The sequence below is a fragment of the Cohnella sp. OV330 genome, assembly GCF_900112065.1.
In the GTDB taxonomy this organism is placed as follows: domain Bacteria; phylum Bacillota; class Bacilli; order Paenibacillales; family Paenibacillaceae; genus Cohnella.
In genome coordinates this window covers 180,898-199,384 of record NZ_FOKE01000007.1, presented here as the reverse complement: position 1 = coordinate 199,384, position 18,487 = coordinate 180,898, and the positions used below count along the sequence as shown (strand labels likewise).

The following is an 18,487-nucleotide window of genomic DNA, read 5'->3' as shown; positions in this document are numbered from 1 at the left end:
CCCCTTTCCGCTCCTTAGCCGGTAAATAGCTGCTGAAGCGCGAGCTTCATGAGCACGTCCGGCGAATCCTCGGCCTTGATCCGGTCTTTCAGCGCCGTCCAGGCCTTGTCCAGCTCCGCATCCCGGTAGCCGAGCCCGGCGAGCGCCTCTCTCGCCGCCGCCCACGATGCATGGCCGTCGTCCGGCAGCGACAGTCGCTCTGCCGCAGGCAGGCCGAGGCCCGCGGCATCGTATGCCGAGCCCAGCTTATCCTTCAAGTCGAGCACCATTCGCTGCGCCGTCTTTTTCCCGATGCCGGGCAGCTTCGTCAGAAACGTCAAATTCTCCTGCTGGATCGCCGCCACGACCGACTCCGGCCTGCCGCCCGCCAGCACGCCGAGCGCCACGCGAGGGCCGATGCCCGACACCTCCAGCAGCTTGCGGAAAAGACTCTGCTCTTCCCGCGTCGTGAAGCCGAACAGCTGAATCGCGTCCTCGCGGACGTGATGGTGAATGAACAGCTGCACCTGCTCTTCGCTTCTCGCCAAGCCGTACGGATTGGGCGTGAACACCCTGTATCCCACGTCCCGCACGTCGAGCACGACGTACTCGAGCTCGATATGCGCTACAAAACCCTTTAAGTAATCGATCACCGCCGCGTCGCTCCGTTCATCAATTGACTCATGCCGCTTGCGTGCGCATGGCAGATCGCCACGGCCAGCGCGTCCGCCACGTCGTCAGGCTTCGGCGCGCTCGCGAGTCCGAGCAGGCGCTTCACCATTTCCTGGACCTGCTTCTTCTCCGCGCCGCCGTATCCGACGACCGACTGCTTGACCTGCATCGGCGTATATTCGCCGATCGGAATGCCGCGCTGCGCGGCGGCAAGCATCAGCACGCCTCGGGCTTGGCCGACGCTGAACGCGTTCGTTACGTTTTTGTTGAAAAATAGCTTTTCGACCGCAACGGTCTCCGGCTGGTATTGGTCCAGAAGCTTGCAGGAAGATTCGTAGATCTGCTGAAGCCTGACCTCCTGCGCCGTGTCCGGCGTCGTCTGGATGCTCCCGTACTGCACCGGCACGAGACGATGTCCGATCTTGTCGATGAATCCGAATCCCATAATGGCAATGCCGGGGTCGATTCCGAGTACCCGCATGAGGGTCCCCCGCTTCCTGTATCTACTGACAGACTACTTGATTATACCATTTGAAGACGGGGATGAGAACAGAAAGCCGAACAGCAAGTCCGCGCATTAAAAAAGCGCCCGAGCGAACGCTCCAGCGCTTCGTGGCTTCCCGTTTGCCCTCAGTCGGACGACTATTCGGCGGCGCTTGCGGAGTCCCCGGATTTGTCGGCGTACTCGCCGAGGCGGCTCACGACTTGATGGTAATCGTCGATGCCGTCGCCCACCGGCATGCCTTCCCGCAATCTTCGCAATTCCTCGGGCGACAACCCGCTCTCCAGCGCCTTGACGTCCATGTGGAAAAAAGTCCGGATGACCTTGTCTTTTTTCACGGGTCCGTCGAAGAGCGAGAGGTTGCCGAAGCTGTCCAGACCGAATCTCGCCGATGCCTTGCAGGACGCCGACAGATCGTCGACCGACTCGCGCATGACGAGCCTGTCCGCGTTCTGCAGCGTCGCCGTCCACTCGCGATGGGCCTTGAGCAGGTCCATCGCTTCCGACGAGGAGAACGATCCGAGCCGCCGGAACTCCTCTCCGCACACGTACATGCGCTGCAGCACGACCTCTACTTTGCCTTCGAGGCCGGCGAGCGCGGCGATTGCCCGTCCCCGCTCGGAGTCGGGGCCTTCGAACGATAGGAGCGATGACCGCTTGTCGAGCCACACGGCTTCGGCGTCCGTCATGGCGCCGGCGGAACGCTCCGCGCGCTCAATGCGAGGCTTGACCGCGGCCAGCGCCGCTGCCGCCGTCAATACGGCGGCAGCCCATATGCCAAGGGACCATGCCAGACGCTTGTTGCGCTTTAATCGTTTCTTCCAATGGCGAATCCGATTTCCGAGCACCGGGATCCCTTCTTTTCCGTTTTAAACCTATTGTGATCCCGGGCCCGTCGGGTTATGCATCAAAGCTTACCATTTGATCCAGGGAAGACTCTTTCTGTTCTTCGGGGCGGCGGCGACGCGCGCCTGGCTTTTGCCCGCCGAGGACGACGCTACGCGCTTCGCCGATCCAGCGCCGGACCCCGCGGCTCCTTGGCGCTGCGCGGCCGAACGGGCCGTCTTGGCGACGCCGATCTTCGGCTTGGCTTCCGTTGCCGCGTCCTCCTCGTCGCCGAAGCGATCGTCATCCGAAAAACGCTCCGAAGCGTTTTCCGCCGCCGCGTAAGCCAGACCCTTGTTGGCCGCGTCCGCGGCGCTTCCGGCCAGCGGGTACTGCACGAAGCCGAAGCCGTCGCGGTACGGGAGCGAATACTCGGATGCGAACGGCTGCGCGCCGTAGCTCGCCGTCAGCTGAAAACGAGGATCATAGCCATACCCGTACTGGCCCGCCGCAGGACCGACGGCAGCCGGCGATACGGCGTTAGGCGAGAAAGAATTCGGGCCATAGCCCATCGAGGCAGGAGAGACCGCATTCGGCGAATAGCCCGTCGAAACGGGAGAGACGGCCGTCTGCACCGGCATGACGCCGCTTGGAAAACCGTAGCCGGACGTTTGTACCGGAGATACCGCTGCCGGGGAGACTGGCGTTCCTGCACAAGGATGGCATGGCTGGCCCCATCCGGTCTGCAGGCCGCCGAGGCCGCCCAAATGCCCCGGAATGCCGCCTTCTAAGCCGCCAAGGTGGCCGGGGATGCCGCCTGCGAGTCCGCCAAGATGGCCGGGAATGCCTCCTTGAAGGCCGCCAAGATGGCCGGGAATGCCGCCCTCGAGACCGCCCAGATGGCCCGGGATACCGCCTTCGAGTCCGCCCAGATGGCCCGGGATACCGCCTTCGAGTCCGCCCAGATGACCGGGAATGCCCCCTTCAATGCCTCCAAGATGCCCCGGGATACCGCCTTCGAGTCCGCCCAGATGCCCCGGAATGCCGCCTTCAAGGCCGCCGAGATGCCCGGGAATGCCGCCCTCGAGACCGCCCAGATGGCCCGGGTAAGCGGGGATGCCTCCGACAAGCGGGCCGATGCCTTCCGCGCAAGGTGCGCCGACATAAGGCTGCATGCTTGCAGGGGATACTGCGGTGCCGTAACCGTTATAACTTTGGACAGCGGCAGGACTTACCGCGCCGTAAGTAGCCGGCATGGCATTCGCCGGATTGACGGCGCCGTATTGATTAGGCTTGGTAGCGTTCGGACTTACGTCGCCGAAACTATAAGGCATGGCGGTCGCCGGACTGACGGGAGCGTTCTGGATGTGATCGTATCCGTAACCATGGCTCGCGGCCGGCGATACGGCTCCATGCCCGTAACCGGTCGGCGCCGCAGATGCCTCGACGGCAGGCTGAGGCATTTGCAAGAACAGGTCCGTCGACTGCTGATAAGTCGTCATATAGACAGGATAATGCTCGTGCACTGGCGGCATCGGCGGAGCGGGCGGCATCGGCGCCGGCATCTGAACCTCGATCGGAGCCATGACTTGGGGCGGCTGCGGGATCGGCGCCGTGCTCGGCTTTTCCGTCGGAGCCGGCAGGACTGCCGTGCTGGGCTTCTCTGTTACGGCCGGCATAACCGCGGTGCTCGGCTTCTCCGACGCGCCTGGCATGACCGCGGTGCTCGGTTTCTCCGACGCGCCTGGCATAACCGCCGTGCTGGGCTTTCCACCTGCGGCCGGCATGGCGCCCGTTTCCGGCATGCCATGATGATGTTGGTGATGATGCATTTCTTCGGACGTACCCGAGCCTTCCGCAGGCACCTTCGGAATATGGACGACTTGACCGGTCAAGAGCGCGCTCGGATTGACGATCTGCGGATTGGCCGCGATCAGGTCCGCCAGCGGCACTTGGTACGTTTTAGACAGCTTCCACATCGTATCGCCCTGCTGGATCGTATAATCCTGGGCGATCTCGTACTGCTTTTGGCCCGGCTTCGGAATGCGTATCTTGGCGCCTACCTCGATCTCGTCCGGATTCGCGATGTCCGTATTGGCGGCGATCAGCTCGTCAAGAGACAAGCCGTATTTCTTAGCCAAGTTGTACAGCGTGTCACCGCTTTTGGCGATATGGATCTTCACTCGGTTCCCTCCCGGTGGCTGAACTCTCGCGTGCAGGCTGCCGCCCCCGCGCAATCCTTACATCCTATGCAGGAGCTGGGCGTTTGACATCCCTTCGGCAAAAAAACATAGGCGAACCGGAACGTTAAAGTTCCGATTCGCCTATCGATCGTACCGGCGATCGCCGGCAGCCCGGTTCGCCATTATTCGTCCGCTTCCCCGGGCGGCGCGGGCCGACCCTTCAGCCTTCCCGCCTTGCGCAGCGCCTCCCGCAGCAGGTATTCCATATGCGCATTGACGCTTCTGAATTCATCCGCCGCCCATCGCTCCAGCGCCGCATAGATCTCGGGATCGAGACGAAGGGGATAGGCTTTCTTCGGTTTGGATGACATCGCCTCGCATCCTTAGCCGTACAGCGTGCCCGTGTTAATGACCGGCGTCGCCGCCCGGTCGGACACGACCGCGACCATCAGATTGTTGATCATCGCCGCGCGACGCTCGGCATCGAGCTCGATGCCGTTTTCCACGAGCTGCCGCAGCGCAGCGTCCACCATGAAGACGGCGCCTTCGACGATCTTCGCCCGGGCCGCGATAATCGCGATCGCCTGCTGGCGCTGCAGCATGGCGCTGGCGATCTCGGGCGCGTACGCCAAATGGGTCAGCCGGGTCTCGAGCACTTCGATGCCCGCGACATGAAGCCTGTTCTGAAGCTCCGCCGACAGCTCCGCCGCCACCTCGTCCGAGTTGCCGCGCAGCGACTGGCTCGGCTCGTCGGTAAACGTGTCGTATGCATATTTGGCCGCCGTATGCCGGATCGACGTCTCGCTGGTCAGTTCCACGAACCGCTCGTAATCGTCCACGTCGAACACGGCTTTAGCCGTATCCGATACGCGGAATACGACGACGGCCCCGATCTCGATCGGATTGCCTTCCGCATCGTTCACCTTCAGCGTGTTGCTCGTGAAGTTGCGAACCTTGAGCGATACCCGTCTCTTGACGGTAAACGGGAGCACCATCCACAGACCGCTGCGCGATACCGTGCCGATGTAGCTTCCGAAAAAAGTGACCACCTTCGCCTGGTTCGGCTGGACGATCGTCAGCGAAGTGAGCATGACCAACGCGAGCAGCAGAAGCGCGATGCCGAGACCGATCAATCCGCCGTCCGGCTCCGCTCGATCGCCGCCGTTCACCATCAGCGCGATTCCGCCGGCCAGCGAGGCCAGGCACAACAGCAAAGCTAAAAACCCGTTCATATGCCAAGCGCGTTTTTCCGTCATAGCGGCCTCTCCATTCGAAATGATTTTATTTTTATATGATTATGATATCACTTTTGTAAGCATTTGTAAACCGTAACAATTCACGAAAAAAAGACGGCCGCCCGCATCGCGAGCGCCGTCTCCTGACTGCACTTATCCGTAAACTTTGACGCCTTCGACCGTGACGATGCCCCGGAATTCGTCCAACAGCTGGCTGGTAACCGGTCCCGCGCGGCCTTCGCCGACGATGCGTCCGTCCACTTCGCGCACCGCGATGACTTCGGCGGCCGTCCCGGTGAAAAACACTTCGTCGGCCGTATAGACGTCATGCAGCGTGAAAGGCTCTTCCCGCAACGGGAACCCAAGCTTCGCGCACAGCTCGATGATCGCGCCTCTAGTGATGCCCTCAAGCGCGCCGATATAGCACGGAGGCGTATAGACGACGCCTCTTTTCACGATAAAGATATTGTCGCTCGAGCCCTCGGCCACGTAGCCTTGCGAGTTGAGCATGATCGCTTCGCCCACGCCCGCCAGATTCGCTTGGATTTTCACCAGGATGTTGTTCAAGTAGTTCAGCGACTTGATCTTCGGATTAAGCGCGTCAGGCAGATTCCGCCGGGGGCTGACCGATACCGAACGCAAGCCGTCCCGGTAGGCCTCCTCCGGGTAGATCGCGAGCTGCTCCACGATAATGACGACGAACGCCTCCGGGCAGCGGAGCGGATCGAGTCCGAGATTGCCGGCCCCGCGAGAGACGATGAGCCTAATGTAGCCGTCGCGAAGGCCGTTGCGCCGGATCGTCTCGCAGAGCGCGTCCTCCATTTGCGTCAAGCTGAGCGGAATGTTCAGCATGATCGACTTGGCCGAATCGTATAACCTATCAAGGTGTTCCCGGCATCTGAATATGTTCCCGTCATAAATTCGAATCCCTTCGAAGATCCCGTCCCCGTACAAGAAACCGTGATCGTAGACCGAGACTTTGGCGTCTTCCTTCTTCACGTATTGCCCGTTCAGATAAATCCATTGCTCAGACATGCCTAAGGACACCTCCGGAAATGTTTAACCTTCGAATGGGAAACTGGGATAAGAGCCGAGAATGCGCACCTGACAGCCGATCGCCTCGATCTCCGCAATGGCCGCTGGAAGCAGGACCGTGTCGAGCGACATTTCGATATCGATCCAGAAGTAGTAGCTGCCCAGCTTCTTCTTCGTCGGACGCGACTCGATGCGCGACAGGTTGATCTTCCGCCACGAAAAGGCCGACAGCACTTGATGAAGCGCGCCCGGATAATCCTCGGGCAGCGTGATGAGAATGCTCGTCTTGTGCTTTGGCGCGGCCGCCGATTCGTAAACGCGATGACCGACGAGCAGAAACCGCGTATAGTTGTTGTCGTGATCGGTCACGGCCTCCTGCAGCAGGTCCAACCCGTAATCCGCCGCGGCCGTCCGCGTGCCGATCGCGGCCCAACCGCGCCCCGGGTTGTCGTGCACGGTGCGGATCGCTTCGGCCGTGCTCGAGAGCGTCTCGAGCTCCGCGTGCGGGATGTGCGCGCGGATGAATTCGTAGCACTGCGCCATCGCCACCGGATGGCTGAAAATCTTGACGATCTTGGCGGGATCCCAGGCGTTGGCCGTATCCTGGGCTTCCGCGCCGTCCGCGGCCAGCTCGCTCAGCCGGCCGACCAGATTCTGCACGGCGGGGAACACCCACTCCGCCCGGATCGGCAGCTCCACTTCGTGCACGAGCCAATCCGTATGGAGGCTGACGGAGCCGTCGATCGTATTTTCGATCGGAATGACGCTCCAATCGGTCGTGCCGCCGGCCGTCGACTTGAAGACGTCCGCGATCATCTTGTGATAGCGAAGATCGACCTCCCGGTCGCGGAAAAAATAGCGGGCCGCCTCGTCGGAAAACGTCCCCTTCGGGAGCACCGCCACGCTCGGTACGCGATTCAAAGCCGCACCTCCGTTCCTGTCCGGGGCGGCAGCACGGCGTCAGGCGCCGCGCCGAAGTCCCCGTCGCCTGCACGAAGAAGCCGGACCGACGGGCCGTTCAGGTCGGGGCTAAGCCAGCGAAGCTCCGCCTGAACGCCGGCCTCGGCCAGCGCCTCGCGAACGAAGGACTCGAGCCCCTCGGCGTCGGCGCCCGCTTCGGCGAGCGCGAGCAGCGTCGGTCCAGCGCCCGACAGCACCGCGCCGAGCGCTCCGTGTTCCGGCGCCTCGCGCAGCACGCGCTCCATGCCTGGGATGAGCGGCGCCCGATAAGGCTGGTGCAGCTTGTCGCGCAGGGCATGGCGCAGCACGTCGAGCCTGCCCGTCGCGAGCGCGGCCGTCAGCAACGAGCTGTGCGTCACGTTGAACACCGCGTCTTCCCGAGCCACCTGCTGTGGCAGAACGCCGCGGGCGGATTTGGTCGCCAGCTCGAAGTCCGGGATCGCCGCGAGGAAGCGAAGGGCTTCGGGCGGATCGAACCGAACCGCCTCGGCCCTGTGCCCGTCCCATGCCGCCGCGATCATGCCGCCGTAGATCGAAGCGCCCACGTTGTCCGGGTGCCGTTCAAGGGCGGTCGCCATCTGGAACAGCTCGTCCTGGGAGAGCGGTTCGCCGATCAGCGCATTGGCCGCCACGAGCGCGCCGACGATCGCCGACGCGCTGCTGCCGAGTCCGCGCGTCAGCGGAATGTCGCTGCGAATGCCGATCGCCAGCTCCGGAATCCGGGCCCCGGCCCTGGCGAATACCGATTGTGCGACTTCGTAGATCAGATTGCTCTTGTCCCGCGCGACGCCTTCGAGATGATCGCCGTGAAGCGTCACGACCGTCCGCTCCGCCGGCGCCAGATCGACCCAAGCGTATATCGATAGCGCCATGCCCAGACTGTCGAAGCCCGGACCGATATTCGCGGTGCTGGCGGGTACGCGGACGACGACGCGGTCGGTCGCGGGACGTGTTGCCTTATCCGTCATTGTACTTCTTACCCCTCTCCGGATTTCCCTGCCGCAGCTGCCTGATCAGCCCTCGACGCGGTAGACGCTCTTGATGGTCTTGACTGCCGGCAGTTCTTCGAACGCCTTTTGGACGGCCTTCATCGAAGCCTTGTCGGCCGCGTGCGTGGAGATGATCAACTGAGCGCCCTGCTGGTCCGGCGTGACGGGCTGCATGACGGACTCGATGCTGACGTCGTATTTCGAAAACACCTGGGCGATCTGCATCAATACGCCCGCCCGGTCTTCGACGTGCAGCAGCATGAAGTACTTCGAAGCGATCTGCTCGTCGGTCTTCAGTTTCTTTTCCTTGTAAGACAAGGAGGCCTGCCGTCCGTTGACGCCGAGCTTCATGTTCTTGACGACGGCCACGAGGTCGGCCACGATGGACGTCGCCGTCGGCATCTCGCCGGCGCCGGGTCCGTAGAACATCGTCTCGCCGACCGCTTCGCCGTGCACGTAGACGGCGTTGAACACGCCGTTGACGGAGGCGATCGGGTGGCTGCGGCGTACGAGCGTAGGCTGCACGCTGACGCTGATGAAGTCGTCCTGGCGCTCGGCGATGCCGAGCAGCTTGATCTCGCAGCCCAACTGGTGCGCGTAGCGGATGTCCTCCTGCGTGACGCCGCTGATGCCTTTTACGTCCACGTCGTCGAGCGTCACGTTCGCGCGGAAGCCGAGCGTCGACAAGATCGTCATCTTGCGCGCGGCGTCGAGGCCTTCGACGTCGGACGTCGGATCGGCCTCGGCGTAGCCGAGCGCCTGCGCTTCCTTCAGGACGTCCTGATAGTCCGCGCCCTCCTGGCTCATCTTGGTCAGGATATAGTTGGTCGTCCCGTTGACGATGCCCATGATCTTGGTGATCCGGTCCGAGGAGAAGCCTTCGATGAGCGTGCGGATGATCGGGATGCCGCCAGCCACGCTGGCTTCGTAAAATACGTCGCAGCCCTTTTCCTTTGCCTTGGCCAGAATCTCTTGGCCGTGCAGCGCCATCAGGTCCTTGTTGGCGGTGACGATATGTTTGCCCCGCTCGAGCGCCTCGAGGAGCAGCTCCTTGGTGGCGCCTACGCCGCCCATGACCTCGACGATGATGTCGATCTCCTCGTCGCGTACGAGATCCCATGGATCCTCGGTCAGCTTCGAGGGATCAATGGCCACGCTGCGCGACTTCGACGCGTCCTTGACCAGAATCTTCGCGATCTCGATCGGCGAGGCGACCTGGCTCTGCAGATCCGCCTGGTGACCCTCCACGATCCGGACGACGCCGGTGCCTACGGTGCCCAAACCCATCAATCCAACTTTTACCGGCTTCATAGCTTTTCTCCTCCGCTTCATGCTCTGCGTGCTCTTATTTCGCATGGCCTGCACCGCTTTCGTCAGCTGCGTCCGACGACGGACGCGCGCCGAACGCCATCCAGCGCCTTCAGCCGTTCGACCAGTTCGCCGATGCCGCCCGTCATTTGCGCCGCGTCGATCGTTGCGACGACATTCGCCAATCCCTGAAGCGGGATGGACTGCGTGATCGTCAGCACGTTGCCTCCGCTGTCCGCGAGAAGCGCCAGCATCTTGGACAGAATGCCCGAACGATGCTCGAGATCGATCGACAGCGTCGCGATCGATTCCCGCGCCCCCTGGTCGAGCGGATATACGCCGTCTTTGTACTTGTAAAAGGCGCTGCGGCTAATGCCCGCCCGCTCGGCAGCCTCGCCCACCGTAGCCGCTTCGCCGCGCCGGAGCATCGCCTTCGCCTGCTCGGCCTTGCGCATGCCTTCGGGCAGCAAGTCTTCGCGTACCGCGTAATACTGCTCCGCCATTCCCCGTCCTCCTAGGAAAGACGCATGTTTGTGTATAGTGGACATTATATCCGATCGACCCCGGGGCGGCAATAGTCGAATGGCATTAAAAAAAGCCTTATCTTCCCGCCGCGCGAATGCCGGCTGGCGATAAGGCTCCGTGCCAGGCGCTGTTCGAGGGGCCGCCAAGCGCTTATTCGTCTTCGTACAAATACTCTTGCTCGCCGCCTTCGAAAAACTCGAACTCGAAGTCGCCGATTCGAATGATGCTGCCGTTTTTGGCTCCGCGCTTGCGCAGATCCGCGTCGAGCCCGATCTTGCGCATGATGCGCGCGAAGCGCATGACCGCTTCGTACGAGCCGAACTGCGTCCGCCTCAAGAGGCGCTCGATCGATTCGCCTTCGACGACGAACGTCTCGTTGTCCCGGGAGATCGTATAGTCGTGCACTTCCTCGCGGTGTTCCAGCCTGTAGACGACGCCTTCGGCCTCTTCGGCCTCTCTTGCTTCCTGCGCGGCCAGCTCTGCCGGATCGGGCGCATTCGCCAGCACTTCGGCCGTCTTGTACAGCAGCTCCGGCACGCCGGCTCGCGTAAGCGAGGAGATCGGATATACTTCGATATCGGAACGAACTTCCGCGAGCTTGGCCTTGAACGCTGCCAGGTTCTCTTCGGATTCGGGCATGTCCATCTTGTTCGCCGCGACGATCTGCGGACGCTCGGTCAGCTTCAGGTTGTAGAGCTTGAGCTCCTCGTTGATCTTGACCCAGTCGTCGAAAGGATCGCGTCCTTCGAGGCCGGACATATCCACGACATGCACGATGACGCGAGTCCGTTCAACATGCCGCAGAAACTCATGGCCTAACCCTACGCCCGTATGCGCGCCTTCGATCAGGCCGGGCAGATCCGCCATGACGAAGCTGCTGTCGTCGCCAAGCTCGACGACGCCGAGGTTCGGCGTCAGCGTCGTGAAGTGATACGCGCCGATCTTCGGACGCGCACCCGATACGACCGACAGGAGCGTGGATTTGCCGACGCTCGGAAATCCGACGAGGCCGACGTCCGCCATGACCTTCAGCTCCAGCGTTACCCAACGCTCCTGGCCCTCTTCTCCGTTTTCGGCGATGGCCGGCGCGGTGTTGACCGAGCTCTTGAAGCGCGTATTGCCGCGTCCGCCGCGTCCGCCCTTCGCAATGACGACAGCCTGGCCATGCTGCGTCAAGTCGGCGACCATCTCGCCGGTGTCGTCGTCAAAGACGACCGTGCCCGGAGGCACGCGTACGATCATGTCGTCTGCGTTGGCGCCGTGCTGGGACTTGTTGCGCCCCTTTTCGCCCCGCGTGGCCTTAAAGTGCTTTTGGTACCTAAAGTCCATGAGCGTGCGAAGCCCTTCGTCGACCTGGAACACGACGTCGCCGCCGTCACCGCCGTCGCCGCCCGCAGGTCCGCCTTCCGGGACGTACAATTCCCTGCGGAACGCGACGAGTCCGTCGCCGCCGTCCCCGCCCTTGACATATATTTTCGCCTTGTCTACAAACATGTTGTGATCACTCTCGTTTCCGCTTCGATGAGCAGGCAATCTGAAAATGCATTACTCGAAAGGCACGACGACCGTTAGCTTGCGTGCGCCGCCTTCGCCATCCCCGTCCGCCGAGGCGGACAACCGTGCCCCGTCCGGCAGCGACTGCGATACGTCCTCGCGCAGACTGCTCCACGCGGACCAGCCGCCTTCGTATGACGTCTCGATTCGCAGTTCGCCGTCCGCTTCTGAAAAGGCGATGCGCAGCTTGTTCTCCTCCGCCGTAGCGGCCGAGACGCGGACCCGGTAGGCGTTGATCATGCCGATCGCGGCCCGGGAGACGCGCTCCGGACCCGCCGAGGCGACGCAGGACGCCTGGAGACTCTCGTCTACGCGCGCATCCAGCGTCATCGTATCGCAGAATGTCCGAAAAGAGAGCAGATACGCGGACAGCTCCGGACTGCCGAGACGCGATATTCGGCTGTCGCGCTCCATCTCTTCCTTTATTCTGTCCACGACTGCGATCGCCTTATCGATTTTTTGCATGCGCAGGTAGCCGTATAAAATCTGCAGCTCGTTCATCCAGTCGTGACGATGGTGGCTCAGCGTGCCGACGAGGTCCTGTCGCGACTTGACGATGTCTCGCGAGGCGCGTTCCGCCAACCGGGCCATCTCTCGCTTGAAGGCACGCCGCTCGAAGATGCCGGCGACCAAGGCCGCGGCGACCGCCCATACGAGAAACAGCACGATCGGCCACAACCGGTCCCGCCACGCTACGACCGCGCAAGCCGGGATCAGGAGCGTCGCAGCCGCAAGCATTAAGCCGTAGGTTTTTTGTCTAGGCATCATTACTTTTCCCCGCTTTGGATACAGCCGACGCAGGCTGCCTTGTAAATGGCAGAAGCCGTATTCGTGTCCGTCTACGCAAAAACCCCGGCCACTACGCGCGGCCGGGGTTCTGGATGTCGATTATTCAAGTGCGGCGGCGACGGGCGCCACCGGAGCCGGATAGACGCTAACTTTCTTGCGATCGCGTCCCCAGCGCTCGAACTTCACGACGCCTTCGACAAGAGCGAACAGCGTATCGTCCTTGCCGATGCCGACGTTGTTGCCCGGGTGGATCTTCGTGCCGCGTTGGCGAACGAGGATCGTGCCGCCGGTAACGGCTTGGCCGTCGGCGCGCTTCGCGCCCAGACGCTTGGATTGGCTATCGCGTCCGTTCTTCGTGGAACCTACGCCCTTCTTCGAAGCGAAGAGCTGAAGATTGAGCTTCAACATGGTGTCAACCTCCTTCTGTGCTTAATTATTGCTTGATCCGAACGTGCTTCGCGTATTCCTCCGCGATGTCCTCGAGCGCGACGACCATCCCCTCCAGCAGAAGCTGGACGCGGTCTGAATCGATGCCCTCGGGCGGCATGTCCGCGGAGAGAAAGCCCGACTTCACCTTAGCCTTCGGCACGATGCCGGTCAGGCGTTCGATCGCGTTGACCGCGCCGACCGTAACGGCCGACACGCCCGCGCAAACGATATCCTTACCCGGATCGTCGTATCCCGCATGGCCGGATACTTCGAAGGACTTGATCCGCTGCCGCTCGTCGCGGCGAATGTCGATCTTGATCATCCTGCGCCTCTTAAGCCTGGATGCTCTCGATCGTCACCTTGGTGTACGGTTGGCGATGGCCTTGCTTCTTGCGCTCGTTCTTCTTCGGTTTATAGTGGAAGACGATGATCTTCTCGCCCTTGACGTGCTTCTCAACCTTGCCCGTCACGCTAGCGCCGGACAGAAGCGGAGCTCCGGTAACGAAGCCTTTGTCGCTGGATACGGCCAGAACCTTGTCAAACGTCACGCTGTCGCCTTCGCCTGCGGAGAGCTTCTCCACGAAGATGACGTCGCCGGCTTGAACCTTGTATTGCTTGCCGCCAGTCTCGATAATCGCGTACATGTGTGCACCTCCCTCATGTCTAAGACTCGCCTCATGGGGTGCCGGGCGCGCGAACGTCCGGTCTTCGATACCCTTTGGAGTGCGGTTGTAGCTTGCAATTGACAGGAGCCCATTGCACGCACTAGAGTATTCTATCACAAGCGCCTGCCCGTGGCAACCTGTTTGTTGCCGGCTTCAGCGCACGTACGTTCTGCCCGATCCTTTGCAGGCGATGCACGTCTCGTAAAAATAGCTCATCAGGTCCGCGCGGGTTTTTTTTCTCGTAATCTCCAGCAAGCCCAGCCTCGTCCAGCCTACGACCTGGCACTTGGTCCGGTCCAGCCGCATCGTCTCCTCGATTCGCTCGACCACCCGCCTGCGATGTTCTTCGTCCGTCATGTCGATGAAGTCGACGATGACGATGCCGCCGATGTCGCGGAGGCGAAGCAATCTCGCGATCTCGGCCGCGGCCTCGAGATTCGTCTGAAAGACGGTCTCCTCGAGATCGATCGCGCCCGTGTACTTGCCGGTATTGACGTCGATGACGGTCAACGCCTCCGTCTGGTCGATGACCAAATACCCGCCGCTGCGCAGCGCCACGCGCCGCTGAAAGGCCTGGTCGATCTGCGCCTTGATCCCGAAATGCTCGTAAAGCGGCGACGTTTCGGCATGAAGCTTGACGCGATGTTCCAGATGCGGCGCGGCTTGCCTCAGATAAGCCCGCGCATCGCGGAAAGCGCGCTCGTCGTCGACGAGCAGCGCCTCCATGTCGGGCTTGAAGACGTCTCTCACGGTCCGCTGCACGAGCCCGAAGTCCCGATGGAGCTCCGCCGGCGCCTCGGCCTCCGCTCCGCGCTCCTTGATGTGGCGCCAAACGTTGCGAAGCCCTTCGAGATCCCGCGCAAGCGATTCGCGCGACTCGCCTTCTGCGTTGGTCCGCAAAATAAGCCCCTCTCCGGCCTCGCGCAGCTCCTCCGCAAGTCCCTTTAGCCTGGCGCGTTCGTGCTCCAGCTCGATCTTCTTGGACACGCCGACGTAATCGGCGTGCGGCATATAGACAAGGCAGCGGCCCGGCAGCGAATAGTGCGTCGTGATCCGCGCGCCCTTGCCCCCGAGCGGCTCCTTCATGATCTGAACGACGCGCCTGTCGCCGGGCTTCAGAAGCTCGGCGATGGACGGCTTGGTCTTCGGCTGCCGGTCCAGGTGCGGATGAAGCACGTCGTCCACATACAGGAAGGCGTTTTTGGGGAGCCCGATGTCGACGAAAGCGGCCTGCATGCCGGGCAGGACGTTGACGACGCGTCCCAAATAAATGTTCCCGACCAGGGAGGTGCCTTCCGAGCGCTCGACGCTGAATTCGGTCAGCACGCCGTCTTCGAGAAGCGAGGACTGTGTCACGTTACGCGTGCAGTGAACGAAGAGCTGCTTCATGCCTACCTCCTGGGCGAACGGTCCCGCATATCCCGCAGCGATCGCTGTCCGGGCTGCGGAATACAGCCGTTTTAACCCATTTTACATGAAAAAACGAAAATCCGCATTCCCTTCCGGCAAGCTGCCCAAAAAGCCGTCGATGACCTGACCCTCGGGCAGGACGCGCGAGATTTTCCCGTGATCCATCATATAGACGAGGTGATAGCGCTCCTTCATGAGCAATCGGACGACGTGGGAAAGCTGTCGATGGCGCGACACGACGATCGGCTGCGCCAGCGTCCCCGCGTCGATCCGGTTCGAGGCGCGTTCCGCCCGGCGGACGAGAAAGCGCAGGAAGACGAACGGAAGATTGCGCATGTACGTCCAGTTGGAGGCAAACAAAAACAAGCCGATCGCGAGCAAATTGAGATGCACCAGTCCGCCGTAGAGCGGCGGGGACAAAGCGCCGAGGACGACGGCCGCGCTGAACAGCAGGCTGATGCGGGCGCTCCATATCAAGGTGCGATGATAGGGGAAATGCAGGCAAAACCAGCATTGCAGCAGCTTGCCGCCGTCCAGCGGCAGCACCGGCAGCAGGTTGAACGCGGCGATCAAGCCGCTCGCCCTGGCAAAATTCTCGGCCCAAGCCTGATCGATCAGTCCGGCAAGGCCGAGTCCCCAAGCCGCTAAGGACAGCAAGGCGTTGTACGCAGGGCCTGCCGCGGCGACGAGCGCTTCCTCGCGCGCCGGCACCGAGCCCGCTTCCTCCGTCTCGACGACGCCTCCGAACGGCAGCAGCTTGACCTCGCGGACTTTCCACCCGAAGCGAAGCGCGGTCCATAGATGGGCAAGCTCGTGCAGCAAAACGATAAAAAAGAGCGCGATCATCTCTTGGAAGCGGCCGGTGAGCACGGAGAGCAGCATGAGAAGCACGAAGAGCGGGTGGAACCTGAAGACGATTCCCCCGAGTTTAATCAAAAGGAATCACTTCCTGCGGATCGAGCGGCCGGTCGCCCAGGCGAATCGCGAAATAAAGGATGCGCACGCCCGCGCCGTCCGCCGCCGGCCCGAGCACGCCGAGCTTGCCGCCCGCCTCGACCCAATCATCCGCCCGTACCGAAGCCGCGCTTACGCCCCCGTAGACGGTTACGATCCGCCCTGCATGCTGCACGAGGACGGTCGCGTCTCCTTGGGAGGACGACGTGACCTGGATGACTCGGCCGCTATGGACGGCGTTCACCGCGCTGCCCGGAGCCGCCTCGATCCTCACGCCGCTGCCGTTTTGCTTGAAGGTCTCCGCTACGCGGCCCTGAACGGGCGCCACCGTCTCTTGGCCGTCCCACTCCGCGGTCACTTCCTCGACGTCGCTCGCACCTCGGCGGAAGACAGGCAGAAAGGATGGCGAATCGCCGAACATGCGGCCGTACCAAGCTTCGGCGGCGGAGAAATCCATGTCTTGAGTCACCGCAACCGTCATCCACGCTTCGGCTTCTCCCCGGCCCGGCAAATCCCACTTCAGCCAGCCCCAGGCCGCACCGTACAGCAGCAGGGCGACTGCCGCGCGCATGACGAATCCCCTTCGCAGCCGCGCAAGCATGCCCCGTCTTCCATCGCTCCCGCCGGGCGGCCAGCGCCCCGCGTTCGGCCCGGCCGGATCGTTGTACCAAGGCGCGATCGGGGCGCCGCTCCCGTATAGACCTGCGCCTCCGGCGGTTCCGCCGACGGTTCCACCGACAGTCGCGCTCGCATTTCCGCCTAGAGTTCCCCCTGCAGCTCCGCCTACTGTTCGTCCGCCCCCGAACACGCTAGAAGCGCCGGCCGTTCCGCCAGCAAGGGGAGCGATCCCGGCATCATGCTCGTTTCGAATGCCGGCGCCGGCAACAGGCAGATCGCCCAGCGTCCTCTCGCCGCCGATTCGCAGGTTGCCCTTCGGACCGGCGCCAGCCGCCATTCCGTCGTATTCGGCGCGCCGTCTTGTCTTCACGATCGGGCTCCAAGCGGCGCTCATCCGAAGTTGACGCTGTCGTTCCTTCCACCACAGTTCGGGATCGGCCTCCAGCTCCTCCGGCGAATACGGTCTGTACGCGTACGGCGCCGACGGCGCGCCCCCTCCGGGACCCGCTTTCCCCTCGGCTCTCCCCGCCCGTCCCGCCTCCCGCTTGTCCGGTTTCTTCGCCATGCCGAGCCCTCCTTGTCCTCTACTTCTAACACCTTATGGCTAGAGGACAAGGAATAGACCTCATAGACCTCTGCGGACGCAAACAGCCGTCCCGGCGTCTTTGAAGCAGACGCGACGGGACGGCTGTATGGCAAAGCATATTTAATCTTCAAGCGTGTATTTCTCTTGATGCGCCCTGATGCTGAACACGAGCCCGATGGACAGCATGTTAAGCAGAAGCGAAGTGCCGCCGTAACTGACGAAAGGCAGCGTGATGCCCGTAAGCGGCATAAGTCCGATCATCATGCCGATGTTCTGGAAAATCTGGAAGACCAGCATCGAAGCGATGCCGATAATGATGAACGAGCCTTTGATATCGATACACTGGTAAGCGATTATAATCATCCGGTAAATAAAGACGAAATACAGCAGCAGCAGCACCGCAGCGCCTTGGAAGCCGAACTCCTCCCCGACGACGACGAAGATCGAGTCCGAATACGTGTAGGGGATAAACTTCCGGTTTTTGGACTCGCCCTGCATGTATCCGTCGCCGGCCAGTCCGCCTGATCCGATGGCGATCTTGGCGTACTCGGTCTGGCGCCTCGCGTCCGCCGACGCTTCTTCGGGATGAATATAAGTATTGATCCGCTCGTACCAGTGACCTTTTTCGTGCCCTTCGAGATACGTCTGAATTTCCGTGTTGTACGTATTGAACAGCGTGTAGAACAATACGACACCGCCAACGACGACGGCAAGGCCGATGAGAACGTATGAATACCGCACGTTGCCGATCCAGAGCATGCCGAGCACGATAAATACGTAAATGGTCGCGTTACCGAGGTCGGGCTGGATCATGACGAGCAAAAACGGCACGAACGAGACCGCCGCGATGAGCAGTACGTCCTTGCGCATGGAGAGCGGATCTCCCTGCCTCCTGCCCATCAGCCATGCGACGGCTAGAATCAAGAAAATCTTCACGATCTCCGCGGGCTGGAACAACATGCCGCCAGGCAGTTGGAACCAACTCTTGGCCCCGTTGATCGGCGGCGCCAGAAAATAAACGGCGACAAGCAGTACGAGGCCGATGCCGTACCATACGTACCAGGTCTTCAGCAGCAGCCGGTAATCGAACAGCGTAACGAGCACGATCAGCACGAATCCCGCGCCGTAGAAGACGAGCTGCTGAATGTCCTTGCCGGAATATCCGACATCGGTACTCGTTGCGCTGCGCACGAGCAGCGCGCTGATCCCCATGAAGCCGACCAGGCACAGCAGCATGATCAGATCGATTTTTTTAAGTCGGTTAAGCAA

The 18,487-nt window shown here is 61.9% G+C and carries 20 protein-coding genes and 1 other annotated feature; all 20 genes read right to left on the bottom strand.

From position 1 onward, the window contains the following. Nucleotides 1-14: 14 nt before the first annotated feature. Entirely contained in the window at nucleotides 15-632 is a 618-nt protein-coding gene (ruvA, locus tag BM235_RS17990; RefSeq protein WP_090115611.1) for a Holliday junction branch migration protein RuvA, read from the bottom strand. Continuing rightward, complete coding sequence (ruvC, locus tag BM235_RS17985; RefSeq protein ID WP_090115610.1) at nucleotides 629-1,132, bottom strand: crossover junction endodeoxyribonuclease RuvC; 504 nt, start codon at nucleotides 1,130-1,132, stop codon at nucleotides 629-631. Before ruvC ends, ruvA begins: the two co-directional genes overlap by 4 nt. A 161-nt stretch (nucleotides 1,133-1,293) precedes the next feature. Continuing rightward, nucleotides 1,294-2,001: a BofC C-terminal domain-containing protein gene (locus BM235_RS17980; protein WP_090115609.1), complete on the bottom strand. Its 708-nt coding sequence runs from the start codon at nucleotides 1,999-2,001 to the stop codon at nucleotides 1,294-1,296. A gap of 66 nt (nucleotides 2,002-2,067) precedes the next feature. After that, the gene (locus BM235_RS32855; protein ID WP_158544025.1) at nucleotides 2,068-4,161 is read right to left on the bottom strand and encodes a LysM peptidoglycan-binding domain-containing protein; all 2,094 of its coding nucleotides are present in this window, start codon (nucleotides 4,159-4,161) and stop codon (nucleotides 2,068-2,070) included. A gap of 182 nt (nucleotides 4,162-4,343) precedes the next feature. Continuing rightward, entirely contained in the window at nucleotides 4,344-4,532 is a 189-nt protein-coding gene (locus BM235_RS17970) for a type II toxin-antitoxin system antitoxin (RefSeq protein ID WP_090115607.1), read from the bottom strand. A gap of 12 nt (nucleotides 4,533-4,544) precedes the next feature. Further along, complete coding sequence (locus tag BM235_RS17965; protein ID WP_090115606.1) at nucleotides 4,545-5,417, bottom strand: SPFH domain-containing protein; 873 nt, start codon at nucleotides 5,415-5,417, stop codon at nucleotides 4,545-4,547. A gap of 132 nt (nucleotides 5,418-5,549) precedes the next feature. Continuing rightward, the gene (gene ilvE, locus BM235_RS17960; protein ID WP_090115605.1) at nucleotides 5,550-6,431 is read right to left on the bottom strand and encodes a branched-chain-amino-acid transaminase; all 882 of its coding nucleotides are present in this window, start codon (nucleotides 6,429-6,431) and stop codon (nucleotides 5,550-5,552) included. Between the two features lie 24 nt (nucleotides 6,432-6,455). After that, the gene (gene pheA / locus BM235_RS17955) at nucleotides 6,456-7,352 is read right to left on the bottom strand and encodes a prephenate dehydratase (protein ID WP_090115604.1); all 897 of its coding nucleotides are present in this window, start codon (nucleotides 7,350-7,352) and stop codon (nucleotides 6,456-6,458) included. Next, entirely contained in the window at nucleotides 7,349-8,359 is a 1,011-nt protein-coding gene (thrB, locus tag BM235_RS17950) for a homoserine kinase (RefSeq protein WP_090115603.1), read from the bottom strand. Before thrB ends, pheA begins: the two co-directional genes overlap by 4 nt. Before the next feature lie 45 nt (nucleotides 8,360-8,404). Further along, nucleotides 8,405-9,691: a homoserine dehydrogenase gene (locus tag BM235_RS17945; RefSeq protein WP_090115602.1), complete on the bottom strand. Its 1,287-nt coding sequence runs from the start codon at nucleotides 9,689-9,691 to the stop codon at nucleotides 8,405-8,407. A gap of 62 nt (nucleotides 9,692-9,753) precedes the next feature. Beyond that, nucleotides 9,754-10,191 carry an ACT domain-containing protein gene (locus tag BM235_RS17940; protein WP_090115601.1) on the bottom strand — a complete coding sequence of 146 codons (438 nt, stop codon included), beginning with the start codon at nucleotides 10,189-10,191 and terminating at the stop codon, nucleotides 9,754-9,756. 172 nt (nucleotides 10,192-10,363) lie between these two features. Then, nucleotides 10,364-11,707, bottom strand: a complete 1,344-nt coding sequence (obgE, locus tag BM235_RS17935) for a GTPase ObgE (protein WP_090115600.1) — start codon at nucleotides 11,705-11,707, stop codon at nucleotides 10,364-10,366. A gap of 51 nt (nucleotides 11,708-11,758) precedes the next feature. After that, nucleotides 11,759-12,532 carry a Spo0B domain-containing protein gene (locus BM235_RS17930; protein WP_158544026.1) on the bottom strand — a complete coding sequence of 258 codons (774 nt, stop codon included), beginning with the start codon at nucleotides 12,530-12,532 and terminating at the stop codon, nucleotides 11,759-11,761. A 123-nt stretch (nucleotides 12,533-12,655) separates the two neighbouring features. After that, nucleotides 12,656-12,964 carry a 50S ribosomal protein L27 gene (gene rpmA / locus BM235_RS17925; RefSeq protein ID WP_090115598.1) on the bottom strand — a complete coding sequence of 103 codons (309 nt, stop codon included), beginning with the start codon at nucleotides 12,962-12,964 and terminating at the stop codon, nucleotides 12,656-12,658. Between the two features lie 25 nt (nucleotides 12,965-12,989). Then, nucleotides 12,990-13,307, bottom strand: a complete 318-nt coding sequence (locus tag BM235_RS17920; protein ID WP_090115597.1) for a ribosomal-processing cysteine protease Prp — start codon at nucleotides 13,305-13,307, stop codon at nucleotides 12,990-12,992. Nucleotides 13,308-13,317: 10 nt separating this feature from the next. Then, a complete protein-coding gene (rplU, locus tag BM235_RS17915) occupies nucleotides 13,318-13,629 on the bottom strand; it encodes a 50S ribosomal protein L21 (RefSeq protein ID WP_090115596.1) in 312 nt (103 codons plus the stop codon). Nucleotides 13,630-13,641: 12 nt separating this feature from the next. Continuing rightward, nucleotides 13,642-13,726, bottom strand: a sequence feature (ribosomal protein L21 leader region). A gap of 77 nt (nucleotides 13,727-13,803) precedes the next feature. After that, complete coding sequence (locus tag BM235_RS17910) at nucleotides 13,804-15,039, bottom strand: Rne/Rng family ribonuclease (RefSeq protein ID WP_090115595.1); 1,236 nt, start codon at nucleotides 15,037-15,039, stop codon at nucleotides 13,804-13,806. 81 nt (nucleotides 15,040-15,120) lie between these two features. Next, entirely contained in the window at nucleotides 15,121-15,996 is an 876-nt protein-coding gene (locus BM235_RS17905; RefSeq protein WP_090115594.1) for a M50 family metallopeptidase, read from the bottom strand. Further along, nucleotides 15,989-17,197, bottom strand: coding sequence for a M23 family metallopeptidase (locus BM235_RS17900; RefSeq protein ID WP_090115593.1), 1,209 nt, complete (start codon nucleotides 17,195-17,197; stop codon nucleotides 15,989-15,991). Before BM235_RS17900 ends, BM235_RS17905 begins: the two co-directional genes overlap by 8 nt. A 141-nt stretch (nucleotides 17,198-17,338) precedes the next feature. After that, nucleotides 17,339-18,487, bottom strand: coding sequence for an FtsW/RodA/SpoVE family cell cycle protein (locus BM235_RS17895; protein ID WP_090115592.1), 1,149 nt, complete (start codon nucleotides 18,485-18,487; stop codon nucleotides 17,339-17,341).